Origin of the sequence: Citrobacter sp. S-77 (genome assembly GCF_963864895.1) — a bacterium.
Classification (GTDB): Bacteria; Pseudomonadota; Gammaproteobacteria; order Enterobacterales; family Enterobacteriaceae; genus Citrobacter; species Citrobacter murliniae.
The window spans coordinates 1,581,526-1,596,601 of record NZ_CAWLWU010000002.1 but is presented as its reverse complement, the minus strand read 5'-3'; the positions used below and the strand labels follow the sequence as shown (position 1 = coordinate 1,596,601).

General features: G+C 51.2%; 18 protein-coding genes. 1 reads left to right on the top strand and 17 read right to left on the bottom strand.

Annotation, left to right across the window (positions count from 1 at the left end; genetic code table 11):
- Positions 1-57 precede the first annotated feature (57 nt).
- The 14 genes from AACS05_RS08240 to AACS05_RS08175 form a co-directional block, all read right to left on the bottom strand.
- Positions 58-645 (bottom strand): hypothetical protein, encoded by a 588-nt coding sequence (locus AACS05_RS08240; protein WP_077942018.1) that lies wholly within the window; start codon positions 643-645, stop codon positions 58-60.
- Complete coding sequence (locus tag AACS05_RS08235) at positions 645-1,082, bottom strand: hypothetical protein (RefSeq protein WP_001650747.1); 438 nt, start codon at positions 1,080-1,082, stop codon at positions 645-647. The genes AACS05_RS08240 and AACS05_RS08235 overlap by 1 nt, the downstream gene beginning before the upstream one ends.
- 3 nt (positions 1,083-1,085) lie before the next feature.
- Positions 1,086-2,480 (bottom strand): hypothetical protein, encoded by a 1,395-nt coding sequence (locus tag AACS05_RS08230; protein WP_045441405.1) that lies wholly within the window; start codon positions 2,478-2,480, stop codon positions 1,086-1,088.
- Between the two features lie 4 nt (positions 2,481-2,484).
- Positions 2,485-3,423 (bottom strand): hypothetical protein, encoded by a 939-nt coding sequence (locus tag AACS05_RS08225; protein ID WP_045441403.1) that lies wholly within the window; start codon positions 3,421-3,423, stop codon positions 2,485-2,487.
- Positions 3,407-3,838, bottom strand: a complete 432-nt coding sequence (locus AACS05_RS08220; RefSeq protein ID WP_001650750.1) for a hypothetical protein — start codon at positions 3,836-3,838, stop codon at positions 3,407-3,409. Before AACS05_RS08220 ends, AACS05_RS08225 begins: the two co-directional genes overlap by 17 nt.
- Positions 3,835-4,260: a hypothetical protein gene (locus tag AACS05_RS08215; RefSeq protein ID WP_001650751.1), complete on the bottom strand. Its 426-nt coding sequence runs from the start codon at positions 4,258-4,260 to the stop codon at positions 3,835-3,837. Before AACS05_RS08215 ends, AACS05_RS08220 begins: the two co-directional genes overlap by 4 nt.
- Positions 4,261-4,268: 8 nt before the next feature.
- Positions 4,269-4,757 (bottom strand): hypothetical protein, encoded by a 489-nt coding sequence (locus tag AACS05_RS08210; protein WP_001650752.1) that lies wholly within the window; start codon positions 4,755-4,757, stop codon positions 4,269-4,271.
- Positions 4,758-4,822: 65 nt separating this feature from the next.
- Positions 4,823-5,854 carry a major capsid family protein gene (locus AACS05_RS08205; protein ID WP_045441401.1) on the bottom strand — a complete coding sequence of 344 codons (1,032 nt, stop codon included), beginning with the start codon at positions 5,852-5,854 and terminating at the stop codon, positions 4,823-4,825.
- Between the two features lie 17 nt (positions 5,855-5,871).
- Entirely contained in the window at positions 5,872-6,744 is an 873-nt protein-coding gene (locus tag AACS05_RS08200) for a hypothetical protein (protein ID WP_045441399.1), read from the bottom strand.
- Positions 6,745-6,764: 20 nt separating this feature from the next.
- Positions 6,765-8,339, bottom strand: a complete 1,575-nt coding sequence (locus AACS05_RS08195; protein WP_045441396.1) for an NUDIX domain-containing protein — start codon at positions 8,337-8,339, stop codon at positions 6,765-6,767.
- On the bottom strand, positions 8,340-9,215 hold the full coding sequence (locus AACS05_RS08190; protein WP_001648832.1) for a hypothetical protein: 876 nt from the start codon (positions 9,213-9,215) through the stop codon (positions 8,340-8,342). It abuts the gene before it with no gap.
- Positions 9,187-10,626, bottom strand: a complete 1,440-nt coding sequence (locus tag AACS05_RS08185; RefSeq protein ID WP_045441394.1) for an anti-CBASS protein Acb1 family protein — start codon at positions 10,624-10,626, stop codon at positions 9,187-9,189. Before AACS05_RS08185 ends, AACS05_RS08190 begins: the two co-directional genes overlap by 29 nt.
- Positions 10,626-11,897 (bottom strand): hypothetical protein, encoded by a 1,272-nt coding sequence (locus AACS05_RS08180; RefSeq protein WP_045441393.1) that lies wholly within the window; start codon positions 11,895-11,897, stop codon positions 10,626-10,628. Before AACS05_RS08180 ends, AACS05_RS08185 begins: the two co-directional genes overlap by 1 nt.
- The gene (locus tag AACS05_RS08175) at positions 11,887-12,858 is read right to left on the bottom strand and encodes a terminase small subunit (RefSeq protein ID WP_045441391.1); all 972 of its coding nucleotides are present in this window, start codon (positions 12,856-12,858) and stop codon (positions 11,887-11,889) included. Before AACS05_RS08175 ends, AACS05_RS08180 begins: the two co-directional genes overlap by 11 nt.
- Positions 12,859-12,945: 87 nt before the next feature.
- Between AACS05_RS08175 and AACS05_RS08170 the strand changes: the two genes are divergently transcribed.
- A complete protein-coding gene (locus AACS05_RS08170; protein ID WP_045441390.1) occupies positions 12,946-13,506 on the top strand; it encodes a YfbU family protein in 561 nt (186 codons plus the stop codon).
- Between the two features lie 25 nt (positions 13,507-13,531).
- On the opposite strand, the gene AACS05_RS08165 is transcribed toward AACS05_RS08170, so the two are convergent.
- From AACS05_RS08165 to AACS05_RS08155, 3 genes are read right to left on the bottom strand one after another with little or no spacing between them, the layout of a single operon-like run.
- On the bottom strand, positions 13,532-14,074 hold the full coding sequence (locus AACS05_RS08165) for a DUF2514 family protein (RefSeq protein WP_045441388.1): 543 nt from the start codon (positions 14,072-14,074) through the stop codon (positions 13,532-13,534).
- 2 nt (positions 14,075-14,076) lie between these two features.
- Positions 14,077-14,493, bottom strand: a complete 417-nt coding sequence (locus AACS05_RS08160; RefSeq protein ID WP_045441387.1) for a structural protein — start codon at positions 14,491-14,493, stop codon at positions 14,077-14,079.
- A gap of 2 nt (positions 14,494-14,495) precedes the next feature.
- Positions 14,496-14,849 (bottom strand): phage holin, lambda family, encoded by a 354-nt coding sequence (locus tag AACS05_RS08155; RefSeq protein WP_144243060.1) that lies wholly within the window; start codon positions 14,847-14,849, stop codon positions 14,496-14,498.
- Positions 14,850-15,076: the final 227 nt, after the last annotated feature.

Below are 15,076 nucleotides of genomic sequence, written 5' to 3'. Positions count from 1 at the left end.
AGTCACCACAGTCCAGTTCCCGGCATAGTTCGGCGAACCCTTCACAGGACGCCCAGGTCAGGAGGGAATGTGTGATTGTTCCTGCGGGGCTGTCAGGGTCGGGATAGCAGTAGCCGTTTTCGACTTCGGCAAAGAATCGCGATACTCCGTAATGCTCAATGAGACGAGTTGCCCACTGTACATTTCGAGCGCGTGCCCCATCGTGCCCGCCACAAGGTTCGCTTTCTGAATAGCAGAGCTCACCATAAAAAAAACGATTTCACCCTCGATCTCCCGATATTCATCCGGAGTAATGAGGTCGTTTTTAAATGCAGCGTCCAGCGGGGAAGTTTTCCACACCCCGTTATCATTCCAGATAACCGTAGTCAGGCGCTGAATATCATCAATGATCGTCGGCGCACCCGGAGCAATGTCCCCATTCTCCTGTCGCGACTTGATGATATTTCGTAGCATCATTGCAGCCACACGCGGCGCGCCAACGGTACCAACAAGGGTAAAAAAGTTATTGAACAGATTGCCCAACAACACGCAGTTTTGCTCAACCACTTCATAAGGAAATGGCACTACGTGCAGGTAAACCATTGAGCCATCATCGCGAGTGATCGTGCTGACGAAGTTAAGTTTTTTATCAATTTTCACGGTAATTAATCCCACATTTTATCGTTGGTGATCAGGTACCCGGACAGCGTAACTACGTAACCCGCATCCATACCGTTGAGCTGTAGCTCGTTAAAATTGACCAGATAGCAGTTCAGCACGGTGTAGTTGCCGAACGTGGTCGCGTCCGGCGTCACCACTACTTCGCCCAGCGCGGTATCGGTAGCAAACTGCTTTTGATAGCTGGCTCCCAGCCCCTGTGTTTTCAGCAGATGAATCGTCAGCGTGACCTGCTGATACGGAGCCTGGCTGCCAACGGTCCCGGTGAGCGTGGGTAAAATATCCGTTGCGGCCGTGTCTGGCCGCATGCTAATCCCCTCTTTTCCGAGATAGGACGCGCTGACATTCAGTGCCGGGTTATCGGTGACGGTCACCGCCCCACGAACCCGGTTAAGAAATCCCTGTGGTACTAATGGATTTGGCATTTATTACGCCCCCACAAAATTGGTTACGTTGAGATTAAACGTGATGGACTCAAAGCCGCGTTTCGGCGTAATGACGGCGCTCAGGCCGTTATATTTACCATCGGCGTAATCGGACTGGTTTAGGCTGGTGTAGCTGGCGAATGGCACCGCGTTAATGACGGCGCTGCCCGCATAGGTGCCCTTCTCATACGCTTCATTGAAAGCGTCCTGAGTCAGGCGGGTGTCGATAACCTGCCCGAGGATCAGCCCATAGCTGATGCCAGAACGTAACGTTTTCAGCGCACGGTTCTGCAGGCGGTCGATACCTCGCTGCTCGTAGTAGAGCGGGTTTGTCGTCGTGTTCGAGCCGTTGATCACCTCGTTCGCCAGATCCAGCTCGAGGTTAATGGCACACCAGGCGACGGAGTACCAGTAGTTGAACGGCATACCATCGAGCATGTGGCCCGCCACCAGCATTTTATTGCTCAGGCCGCCTTCAGCAGCCGTGCCGATATAGTTGATGTTGTTGTCCTGCAGCGTTTTCAGCAAAGTACCGTTGCCCGCTGGCGGGTACTCGGTCACGCCGTACATGAACCGGTACGCCATCGGCGGCACCATGTTGGACGAACCCGGATCGTTAGCCAGGGACGACTGAAACGGAGCAGCCATCGAAAACTCTGTTGCGCCAATCGCCGGAGCCTCAACCCCTGCGAACACGTTCGGATATTTTCCCGATACCCATGCTTCGTAGGTTGCGATCGTGGTAGTAACGAAAAATTTCACCAGCGAGCCCGGCGACGTGTAATTGTTCGCCAGCGTCTTAAACGTGGTTTCTGTATCCCACTCCCGCGGCACCAGATAAGAGAAAAACTTCTGGTAGGTGTTGCCCAGGGAAATATCTTCATCAATGAAGTTTCCCAGCGCCGCAACCGCAGCAGGAACACTCAATTCCCCCAGCTCCAGAACATATACCGCTCGGCTGGTGCCCTGCGCCCAGTACGTGGTATTCATCTGCTGGATTTCACCCGCTGCAACGGCGGTGACGGTCCCCATCGTGGTAGCAGAGCCCGGATCGGTGTTCAGCGTGTAGGTCAGGGTTTTATCGCCGGTCACCGTAGCTGTATATGCTCCGTTGTAGCCTTTCGGTGCAACGCCGTCGATAAAAACGGGAACTTTATCGCCGTCGCTCCAGCCGAGCGACTCAACCAGCGTGACGGTGACGGTATTGGTTGCCCATGCAATGGCTGAAATTGCTTTAGCCGGAGAGACAAGCGATTTCAGATCGTCTTTTGAAGTCAGCAGTTGAAAACTACCGGGTGTTAACGTCGTGCCACCGGTAGAGACTAGGGCGCCGGATTTTAACAGGTTCGACGGCTTTGGCGGATTCGTCACCGACACATTAATATTAACAATTGCCATTACATTATTTCTCCACGTAAATGGACGGAATTGCAGACGTGATCAGCTGACGGGCGACATTCCTCATCCGCTGCTGATAATAATTAACTTTGAGTTTGATGATTTTTCGCATCGCCATAACGTTGAGCTCGTTCTGCGTCACGCGGTCATCTTTAATAACGGGGATATTCATCACCCCCATTTCAGCCGTATCATTCAGCGTGTAGTCCTGCACATAGCGAAGAAAATCCTCAGCTGCGGCATTCCGTAGCCCGGTGACGTATACCGTCACATCCTCCGTCACCAGCTGATACTGGTTCTGATTTTCGTCAAGGTAAAACGCACCGGCTACAGGCTCAGGATCCCCACATTTCACGGTGGCATAAGGTGGGGAAAGGTTCTGCAAAGAAAGTTTTGCCGGATACATCGGCATGAATTGGCTCAGGGAGAGCCAGATCGGTAGCGAGTTAGAAACCACCACATCTGCAAGATCAATATCGTCAGGCGAGTCAACTATCTGTGACAGCATGTGTGGATAAATCGCATTCCCGGTGTAATGGTAAATATTGGCAGGTTCGTTCAGCCCAGAGCGCCGGGAAAACGCAAACTTAATGCCGTAAAACTCACCTATGTACAGTACCTCAGAACCGATATCGTTGAACGGGTCAATGTCAGACTGAGCAGTGAACGTGACCACATTTTTATCGTAGAGCTGCTCCTCATCCTGGATACTTTCCGTCGTTAAATGCAGGTAACCTTTGACGTCTTTATAGTCGGGTTCGCTATCTGGATCATCTGCAAGAATCGAAGCCTTAACCCAGAAAACGAACCCATCTAACGGCAGCACCTTGCGAACATATTTTGTGAAGGTCACTGAGGCCGAACGGCTTAAATCGTCCAACCCCTGAACCAGCGAAGCATTAAGCTCCGTTTTTGCCTGAGATAGCTCACTGAGGGAAGGCATTCAACACCCCGCTTACCCAGGCCCGCATAGAGGCCTGAAACATTCCCGTATCGATGAAAGAGGGGCGCGGCTCCCCTTTCTTGTTTTTGAAACGTTTGCTGATTCCTTCTAGCGCCCGGGCTGTTGGGACACCTTCGGTACCGTTCATTTCGGCGTTATCGAGAAAAGCGACAAAAAGGTGATGAACCTGCGACATTGATTCCGCAAAAGGATCGGAGGGAGGCGGCGCACCTGCCAGCAAGTTCTCAAGACCTGCAGCAAGGTCATTACTCATCAGTTGAGCAATCTCCTCACCATGCCGATCAAAGAACGTCTGCATGATGTGATATTTTCCCTCAAGAATTTCGGCCACATCTCCGGTGGTCGTATTCTCGTTTTCGTAGGGTATATCCATCACGCCCAGGTGAAGTTTCATGTAAGCCCCCACAAATCACCATATTGCTGAGCGATTGCCAGGTACCAGCGACCGTAGGGATCTTTGAGTTGTTGGAGGTCAGCAAGAGAAAGATTTTTTAGCGCGTCGCTGACTTCCCGGGTCTGGCTGGTTGACTCATCTGCGGAAGCACTGATAACACCGGCAGTGAAATTATTAATACCCAGTTTTTCACGTACAGGGCCGAAAACATCCTCGGGTCCGAAGTTAATCAGGAAGGAAGCCGCGAGGTTATAAACCGCCTGCGAATAAAGAACTGGGCTGATACACGCAATCTGGCGGTTCACCCAGTCCAGCGACATTGACCAGGTAAGGTAAATAGAGGGCGCATCATCGGGTAAATCATCGACATTTACGCCCATCGTATTGCGAATAAACAGGATAAATCCGGCCAGATCAGGCATGGCGTTCCTCACTTATTTTTCTTTTTGGATCCCGCATTCACCGCCAGTGTTTCGTCAACGAATTCGGTTTCATCTTTATCATCCGTAGCGTTCAGGCGTTGCTCTGCGCTCACCTCCAACTCTCCCCGATAGCCGTTGTCTTGTTCACTGAGCGCGCTGTCTGTTGCCAGTACTGACGCTTGCCGGCGGTCATGAGCAGCACGATTCAGGTGACCATCGTTATCCCGCATGGCTTTTTCGATCACTTTTGACGCCACGGGTTTATCAATGCTGTAACACAGCCCGATATAAATACGGTTCTGGTCAATTTTTGTTGCGTCAATCAGGCCGTACTCAGCGTGCTGCTGAATAATGAGGTCGATCTCTGCGCGTGTTCCGTCAATAACGACAGCCTGTGAACCAGCATTAATCGGGTGATACACGAGGCGACCTGTTTCAGGTTTGCGATAGGCGAAATCGTGACGCTGCTTGGTGGTATTGGCGATATACAGTTTCATGTGTACTCCTGGTTAAAAAAATCCCCGCGTACCACCAGGTACACAGGGAAATCTGCGAGGGGAAATTAATTGCTGTATTTCATCGAAATGATGGTCAGCGCCTCAGGACGAAGCACCCAGCCGGAAGTGGAGCGCAGTTCGGAAAGTACGTCGATCGCCCCGCCAGCAATCGGAGTTGGGATTTCTCGCGGTGCGGCCATGTCACACAGCATCAGTGATGTCGCTTCCAACGACGGGCTAAGTTTCGCGAATTCGTTAGTGTTGATTTTCGCGTTCACCTCCGGCCGTTCAACTTCTGGCATGGCGATAATGACTGCATCAGTACCATTTGCCCCAGCACCGATTAGTGTATCGTCATAAACCCAGTCAATGCCGCAGTCTGCATCGTCTGCAACACCAGCAACGGTCCCTTTAACTGTCGCAGTACCGCCGCCAGGACGCTGGTAACTGGTCAACTGAACAATCTGCTGCATCTCCATCGTACCCAGCGTACGCTGAGGGCCAAGAATAACCATTCGTGACGGACGGCCCATTTGCATAGTGCGGGTGCGGATTGCCTGAATCTGTGCCAGCAGGAATACAGCCATTTCGCCATGATCGTAAGTCAGGACGGTAGTATTTCCGCCACTGTCTGCCGGAAGACTGATAGTGGTCGCACCGTTGGTATTCAGAACACCTTCACCGCCAGCTGGATTCATGCCGTACAGCAGCGCATTTCGCAGTTGCTGGAAAATTGCCTGCCGGGTACCAAGACGCTGAGCTTCCGGCAATGCAATCCCCCAGTTCCCCGCAGCGGCCATATCATGATGATCGTAAATGGCTCGGGCGCGGAACATATACGTTGGCGTACTAACCATTCGTGCATCCAATGCAACGGAGGGTAACTGGTTGGCATTCCCTGACTGGCTGGAGGTAACCTGAGTACGAATATCCAGGCGTTTCATGTAAACGTACTGGTCACCGTCAGACAGACGAACCAGCGGGTTACCGCTGGCCATAACGGAAAACGCGCCGGATGCCTGCTGATAGGACAGGATCATTTCCGGCATGATGTACGACGGATTTACAATTTGATAAGCGGGTGTAATAGCTGGCATCTCTTAGCCTCTCCTGATTACAGCAGAATTACCGCAGCGTTTCCGCTGTCGTTCCAGGTAGCAAAACCCGTTGCCGAATCGTAAGAAACGGTTTTGCTGTTACCCATCTGCATTTCGATGATTTTTACCGGAAGGGCAACGTCCTGCACTTTTGCCGCGCCTACCGTTCCCTGAGTGGTTGCATTGCCCGCAGGTACTGAAACCGGGGTAAAGGTGAATGTGGTTGCCGTAGGAACACTGAGCACCTGAACGATGCCGTTATATGCAGCAGGAGCCGCGCCCGTAATATCCGCATAACCGCCCACTTTCAGTCCATGAGCACTGGCTGTCGTCGCGGTAGCGAACCCTGCCGCATTGGCAGTGGGTGCAGTCCATGTGATTTCCGTAGTCGCCACATCTGCCGCTACTGTGCTGAATACATCGAGGCAATCCTCAGCAAAGTTCCAGACCAACGGCTGGTTAACGGAAATCCCCGCGCTGGCCAGAGAGATCACTGCATCAGAGGCTTTGACCGGAACACGCATCCCGGAACCAAGACGATAGAAAGACACGCTCATGTTGCTAAGAAAAAGAGGTACTGGCGATTGCGGAGTAGTCAGGCCATTGTGTGCCTGGTTGAATACAGAGAACCCCACCAGTTGTGAAAGAGTGGTAGCTCGTTTGATAACGCTGCCTCGTGGTGCTGAGGATGCTCCCGGCACCAGTTCATTGACAGCCAGACCGCCCCAGAGAGGTTTTACTTCATCGTTGGAGAGGGTACCGGACGCCAATGCATAGCGCGCAGCTGGATCATCCAGCGCAACCCCCTGAATGAGACCATCGGATTTCGTGTAGAAAGTACCGCGCGCATTTGTGGTCTGCATTGGGTTTACTGACAGAACGCTCGACATGTTAATTGTTCTCCGGTTGATTACTGGTTAATGCCAGCGAGCTTACGGCTGACTGCCTGGAACGGAGCCCACGTTGCGGACGGGTCACCGATAAAGGTGCTGATACGGCGTCCGGTGGCGTCGGTGCGAATGACTTCACGCAACCCTGCACCTGGTTCCAGACTGGATGCCGCTGATGCCTGCGCATCGGCATAGATTTTTTTCTCCGCGATGCTCAGGAGTTGACTGTCTGCAATGGCATGCAGATCCACTTCTTTATAATCAGGAGAATATTTTTGCAGACGTGTCATGATGCGGCGGCGATATGGCATCGCACGTTCACCCGCCATTGGTTGCGGCGCACGCTCCCCGAAAGAAGCGAATACACTGTCAGCTTTGCACTGGGTATCAGCGATTTCGTTACGTTCTTCGTCGCTGAGTTCCTGAGGTACACGGCTTTTCATTTCTTCCATGTCCGCACGGATTTTTTCCAGTTCAGCATCAGCTTTTGCCTTTTCTTCGGCTTCTGCATCTGCCTTGGCTTTCGCATCAGCGTCAGCTTTCGCTTTTTCTTCCTCTTCCTTGAGACGGGCAGCATCTTCATCAGCTTTCGTCTTTTCTGCTGCTTCGGCATCTGCTTTCGCTTTTTCCTCAGCATCGGCCTTTGCGCGGGCTTCGCGAGCGTCCAGCGCCTGGTTAATGAGTGCTAATACTTTTTCTTCATCCATTTTCTGGACCTCGTTCAAAAGTGTGTCGGATTTAACTCCCGTCGGTTCCCCCAGCTTGTCCCAGACGCCCTGCTCACAAATAGCTAGGTGATCTAGTAAAACAGGAGTTCCTTCCAGCAGTAGCGGTTCGCCATCGACGTCGATCAGAACGTCATCGCCGCCCGTCACCGTGGGGGATGTACTGAGTTGCCGCGTTGAAAGATTCGCGGCGGCGTCGGTGTCGTAAATGCGGGCCATTCCCCACACCTCATCACCTTTAATCCAGGCAAACGTAATCGCCCCAATCGTCCTTGAGGCGAATTCTTCGCTATTGAGTGTGTTTTTTTCTGGATGCCACCAGATAACCGGCAGGCCAGAACACCGGGCGAGAAATTCATCCGTCAGGTAATTTTCAGGGGAGCGGTAGGCGTATTGCCTGAATTTGGATCGCCATGTAACACCCGTTCCGGTGATACGCAGCGCCCACAGGTACATATTTCTGAAAAATTGCGGGGATGTGAGTTGCCCGTCGGCAATAAGCCCGGCAACATCCATTTCATTGAGTGGTTCGGCATCAAGCATCGCCACCATACCAGGGTGTAGCGGATCGGGCAGTTCATTTGGCGAAAACCAGCCACATGCTTGATTTTCATCGTTCAAAACCGCGTCGAATTGCTCAGCATCATCAGCAAGGTAGGTAACATAGCCATCAATCAGGGTATGAGGCGTCAGCGGTGCGGAATAATCAAACCCGCACTCTTCCAGAACTTCACGCCTTGCCGCGGATTCCGGCGTTTCCCCCTCTTCGAGTTTTCCGCCCGGTACCGCCCACGAACCATCATCCCCACGCTTAACCAGAAATATTTTCCCGCCAGACTTAAACAGGATCCCGGCAGCGTAGGTTTTCACTTATCCTCCGTTTTTTATGGTCTCGAAGTTTGCAGAACGACGACCGACTGATTTGTTGCCTTCAATGAATTTCCGCCATTTTTCGGTTTTCATTTCATCAGGCAGGCTTCGGACGTTATAGATGAACGTCAGGTAGCAACGACAAAAGACTTCTTCGCCCGGTTGAGTGATTTCATCGAGATAGCCAGCCGGACCAGCCTTCATGAATCCTTTTTTTATCGCCCAGTTGCCACGAATGGCATACACCAGCAAATCACGCTCCTTATGAGGTTCACGGAAATCATAATTTGGCTGTCGCCAGTGGCTATGCCAGACAGCAGCAATTGCCCCACCCTCAGTGGCAATGATGTTATCAATGTTGGCGATAAGCTTATGCGTCTGATCGACCATCACCCGACGCTGCTCGAAATCAATCTGGCGGGCTGATTTTGCGATGTGCTGACTAGTAGCAATTACACCAGACCGGGAAGAAGCCGACAGACCAACGCTCATTTCGCTTATCGGCGGGATACTGGTTGCCCACCCGCTGAAGCGCTGAATTGTCTTATCAATGGCCTGCGTACGGTTGAGTTTTATCAGATCGGCGGATGCCATGATCCGGCGGTCCAGCTCAGCACGAAGTTTCGGCTCAAGGTAATTTAGCGTGAAACGACTCACACCTAGATGGCGTTTCAGCGCTTTTTCCCGTCCGATCTCCAGATCATAAGCTGCAGTTAGCCGGCGGCTGACGTATCGGTACAGGTCATTTCCATCAACTTTGTTTTCTGTGGCATTCCGCAGGCGCTCAGTCCACATGATCAGGCTTTCTTCGCTGCTGTAACCGTATTCCAGAAAATGTTTAATGGCGTCACGCAGCTCTTTCACGAATGAGGCCATCGTAGTTATCCTCGTTATCGTTGCCTGTTGGAGGTGGGTCCGGAGGGCATTGCTCCAGCAATTCGTAATCCAGCTCAAGCCGATCAGCAAACAGGTTTTCGTTCATGTTGGCGTTTTCACAGCCCCATTTGATGAGCGTTGCCCTGTTTTGCGGGTCTTTAGTGAGCTGAGGCAGCAGCACGTTCAGCATCTCAGTAATCGCCTTAAAGCGGGTTTCATCAACTTTGACCTTTTCGCTTTCAGGCTCTTTCAACGCTGACGGCCAGACGTAGTCGAAATTGTTCACCCAGGAATTGAATGCCGCCTCCCAGGTGATTTTTTCGTACTCTGGCATGTCGTTTTTCAATGCTTCGAAAAATTCGCGGGACCAGGCGCGGTATTGCACGATGCGCACAAAGAAATCGTAAAGCGGCTCAAGGTCTTTGCGAACGTCATCGATGTATTGCGCTACCGCTTTTGCATCCTCGGTACCTTCACCAAATCCGCGTGTGAATGTCTCGCTGTTAAGCAAAATGGCAGGCATGTCTGCCGCCGTAGCGATATTAGCCAGAATGTGATTACGTGCAGTATCCAGCGGCTTTTCTAGGTTCTGCATATCGAGCGATTCAATTTTGTCATTCTCACCGACCTGTAACACATCTCCGTTTCCTCCACGCTTCAACATCCAGCGCTTAATGCCGGACATTTTCTGCATCATGTTGTTAACGATAGAACTAGCTTGCTTGATAAACGCCACCAGCAGCCCGGCTTTAATCGTTACCATGTCATCAGCCCGCATCGACTGAATGAATGACTTCAGCGGATAGAGCGCACGCTGATAAACGCTGCGCCCGGCAAAACCAAAGGATGACGGCGTGTAAGCCAGATAAATAGGATCCTCGTTCATCATCACGCAGCAACGGCTATGGTGGTAAGGTTGCCCGGCGGCGGTCACACTTCCCACCTTCTGGAAATCAGCAGAATTAGGATCCTGATTGAGTACCACAGAGCCAGCTGTATTCATCGGATCCAGCACGTTGAAGGTGATGGATTTTTTATACAGCGTGTCAAACTCAGCGGCTTCGTTCGTGGGCTCGCCGTCAATGAGCATCACCACAGCGCCTACACCGTAAATTCTGGACTGGCGCGCAGTGTTAGCAATGATGCGATCGGCTTTAATCGCTTTCCACTCGCGCTCGAAAGCTTCACGCAGGCGCCTTTCAGGTCCACGAGTAACATGTACAGTTCGTGGTTCTGACATCGCCAGTTTTATCGGGCGATCGACCATCTTTCCGCCCAGCGGGTGAAACAAATAAATCAGCTTGCAGAGCTCGTACCCTGCCTGCGCGCCGGGTTCAATGCTTCCGCCCTCCAGAATCTTACTGAGGACGCCAGCATTACTGCCCATGCAAATATCGTCGTCGTCCTGCATCAGAACCCCTCTCCGTTACCAAGGCCAAGCGCGACGCCGTAGTTAAAGCAGTCAAACAGATCGTCGTCCTGGTCTTCTTCACCGATGATGAACTTGAGCACCTGCGTCAGAAGATGATTTTTCTTCGATTGCTTGTACTCAACGATTTTGTCAAAGGCGTATTTAGAAATGCGTACTTTCCCGGACGCCACATAACCAGAAATGTTGATGGCGCGGGATTCTTTGGGAAGTGACGTTAAATCACTGTCGATAGGGTGTACGTTCCACCCCTCATTAGCCCCCTGCTGTAACAGGGTGATCCCGGTTGCCTTGTCCTCGATAAACAGGCCTGTAGTCCCCATACGCGCGCGACATATTTCGCTAAGCTGTTTGGCCTTTCCTTCCCACTGAGGAACAATGTCTTTCAGGAAATATCCATCAATCTGGATAATGTCCCAGTCCAGAATAACGAGGTGTGGCGACGGCAGGTTATCCAGCGCAAACCAGATGCATGCGGATCCATCGTTCTGGAGTTTCCCCTTCTGCGCACAGTCAACGACGCCATAAACCGTATCGCAGGAAAATGGGTAGTCGACAGGAGCGCCGTCCTCCAGGATCCAATCGAGTTTGAAAAAGTTCTGCCCACGCCAGTCCACAAATTCGGCGTTATATTCCTGCTGAACCACCAGCGGCGGACGACCATCAATAATTCGCGCCAGCGCAGCCGGATTAATAGTCGGGTTGGCAGCGGTCGGTGCGTGATGTTCCTCCCAGCCCATCGATTTATCGTTACAGGCCTGATAGAAAAAATTCTCGTCATCAACGCCTTTAGGCGTACCGGCCATTACTGCATCGCCATCAAAGTCGAGCAGAGTTGGCTCTATTGCCTGTTCCCAGATATCACGCATGCCCTTCTTAACGAGGCTTCCCTCATCAATAATGACTTTGTGGTATTTACGGGATCGACCAGCATCAGGGTTATCCAGCGTCCAGAACTCGACCAGCCCCCCACCAATGGTTTCGATAATCGCATCGGTCTTACTGGAACTAATCGTGATCGGCTTTAACAGGTCGCGTATAGCTTTAAACGACGGCAGCAGAATTTTATAAGACGGCGCAAACCAGCCTACGCGCATTTGCCGCGCTGCCCAGTTCCCTCCTGCCTGCTCCAGCATCGTTGTCTTACCGTAACGACGACCGGCACGGATAACTTTTCGTTTTGCAGGAGAACGATAAATTTTCTTTTGCCCTGCATGGAACGGCAGGAACTCAATAACATGTTCAGTCGCCATCAGGGGAATTCACCAGTTTAATGACCACTGTCGGCTCGTCGTCTTTGCCCTTGCCTTTACGCTTAAGCTCAACTTCTTGTTCCAGACGTTCGGCTTCGGCGGTGCGTTTTCGGATTTCCAGATCCAGCAGCCGTTGCGCCAGTTCGGATTCGGTAAGCCCCAAACGCCGCATAATCGCTTCAAACATTTTTTCGCGGCTGATGGTCGATATTTCGATCCCACCTTTCACAAGCTTGGTACCGGAGTATGCCAGGCGGGCTATTGAGGATAGTTTGGTTGTGTCAGCAAAATACGGCCTGCCAACTCCATCACCATTGCAGCGAGGGCAATCCGGATTAGGCTCGCGGTTGTGGTTGTAGCCATATCCACCAGCATCGTCCGGTTCTTTCCCTTTTTTGGCTTTTGCCTCCGCTTCCCTCTCTTCGAACTCGATAACATCACGCCATTGATAGTGATGGCCAAAGCCCCAGCAGTAACGACAACATCCCCGGCGATATTGCGAGATTTCGTTAGCGTCGAATGTGGCGAGTTGCCACATCTTTTCGAGCACTTCATCCGCACTCGCCAAAGTGCGCACAAGTGAATCTCTTTGCTGCTGCGCAATTGCCTGCGCAACGTGAGGTAATGTTAGGAGTTGCCTACCATAGCTTGCGTCACTGTAACCAGCTCGCTCGGCTGCGGCTGTCGCGTTCTGGTCTATGAGATATTCAGCAACGAAGCGTTTCTGTTGGGGAGTAAGTTCACTATCGAGAAGTTTCTCTGCGCTTTTTCTTGCCTGCGCAGTGCGCATTTTTTTCTGCGCAGATTGTTGCGCATTTTGCGCAGTCGGTTTTTTTATGTAGCGGCGGGCAGATGTGTAATTCAGTCCCTGCGCTTCACACCAGTCTTTGGGGGAAATACCGGATTTAGCATGCTCGGCGAGGAACTGGTGTTGCAGTGCTCCCCAGTCCGGTTTTGCCATTTTAACCCTCAGTTTCTTGAAAACTATTTAATCAGATGTATCTTTGATAACGCAGTATCAACGCTCTATTAATTCAAGGAATTTAGAATGAAATACTCACAGCAAGAAAAACTACAGATCATGATGCTCAGTGATATTCACCGAGCATTAGAAATTGAAAACTCATTTGATCCTGACCTCATTGACGAAGCAGTCAGCACGGATAACTACTGGGCTTTATCCTGGGAATACCCAAGCCTTCAAGATGAAGAAGAGGAGACCCCCTGGGAAGTCCAGCTTTTCGTTGATACCTATGATATGTATGACATTCTCCAATACACATACGAACGATTCAGTGCGGAAGACAAAGCAGAGGTTGCCAAATCTATTCGTAATTTCGATGAGAAATTATCACTCACATTCCCCGGATTTGACGGTAACAACGAATCAAAGTTTCTTTTGATTGGTAGTTTATTGAAACGAATGGGACGGTTTAGCGGCAAAGACGATCTCACCCGGAACTCTCACATGCCCTCTGTTGCAATTTACCAACGTATGCTTGAAGTTTTCCTTCCTGCTAGAGCTAAGAATTGGGTTCACAATGTGGGCATTACTAAACAGGATTTTATCGATACACTCAACGCGAGAGTGCATCCAGAAAATCGTTAAAAGTTAATGCCCGCAAATGCGGGCATTATTCATCATTGAGCCTTATTACTTTGTCGTAGGTGCGCTCGCAGGTACTTCCGGCGACATAACGCTCATCAGCCTCTTTTGCGAATTTTCCCGCCAGATCGTCAGCTTCGCCAAGCAGCTGGGCGAGCAATATTCCGGCCTCGGCTTTTGCCTGGCTTGCTGCTGCAAGGGCGGAAACTCTGCCGGTTTCACTTGTTGCGAGTTGCCGTTGTATTTCGGCGAGCTGCTGCTGCAACCCACCGCGAGCACGCTTAGCAGCGTCAGCATCAGCCTGTACTTTTGCCAGTTCTTCATCGGCTTTCTCTCGTTCCTCATTAACGGCACGCTGGCGGCGCTGCTCTTCTGCTCTTTCGGTTACTTCACGCTGCAATGTGATGGTCGCATCAGTAAGGTCACGTTGCGCCCACTGCAATTTCCAGGATGAGTCCGCCTCCTGATACCCGCGTGAATAACACCAGTACGCTGCCGCACATAACAAAAAAGCCACCAGCAGTATTTCTGATAATGGCTTCCAGTATTTTCGTATCAGCGCGAGAACCATAATTAACCTGCCTGTTCGACAGCGCGATCAAATGTATCAGAGCTGTATGGTTGGTTCCCGTTCTCGTGCTTAATGATGGCTTGTAGCAACTTAACCATGAAGCGACTGTCATTGGTATCAATGCGCTGGTCGGGAGTGAAGCCCGTCGCCTGAGCCACGCTATTGATATAGGCCTGCGTGTTATTCTCGTTCGGTGGTGCCCAGCGTTTGATAATGCCGCTTACCGTGTCCAATCCATACTTACGCTGATAATTACGCAAAATGATAATCATTGCCCGGATGCCATATTCAGGAGTAGTGAACTGGCAAAATGATTTGTCCGTTCGTTGATCTTTTGGGACCAGGCCTTTCCAATCGTCACCCCAGCGAATATTTCCGGGGTTATTGTTACGGATCCCACGCGGAGTCTGAATTGTCATAATCACACCTTGTTATTGTCGCTACCGACACCAAGTCGATTGCCAATTAACCGCATTGCAAATCCTCGGATGGCATCAACACCAATCAGCCCGACTCCGCCACCGATGGCCACAGACAGAGATTTAGGCCAACCGAAATATTCCAACGCTGATGAGAAGGTCAAAGTCAGAGCACCACAAAGAAGAATTTCGAGTGTTTTTTTCTTCCAGCCGCCACCACCACCAAAGTAAGCGATGCGTAAACCAGCCATGAATAACGACATGAGAACAGCGCCCAGCGGCGTATCTCCGCGCCACCAGCTCTGGAATAATTCCAGCCAGTCCGGCCAGGTATTGGGGTTATTAGGCATTTTCATGATCTCTCACCTCGCGCATATTGCGGGTGCTAATTGAGGGAATAAAAAATCCCCGAACATCTAGGAGCGGAAACGGGGAAAGGCGTTGCGCTAAACGGACCTGTCAGCGGCCTTAAATGAAAAAGCCCCGGCGTATGCCGAGGCCCATGTGAATAATTGATAGTTACCGATCTTCTAGTTTCTTGCTTGAAATCAAACCACTTGTCATTTCATAACCGTTTATATGA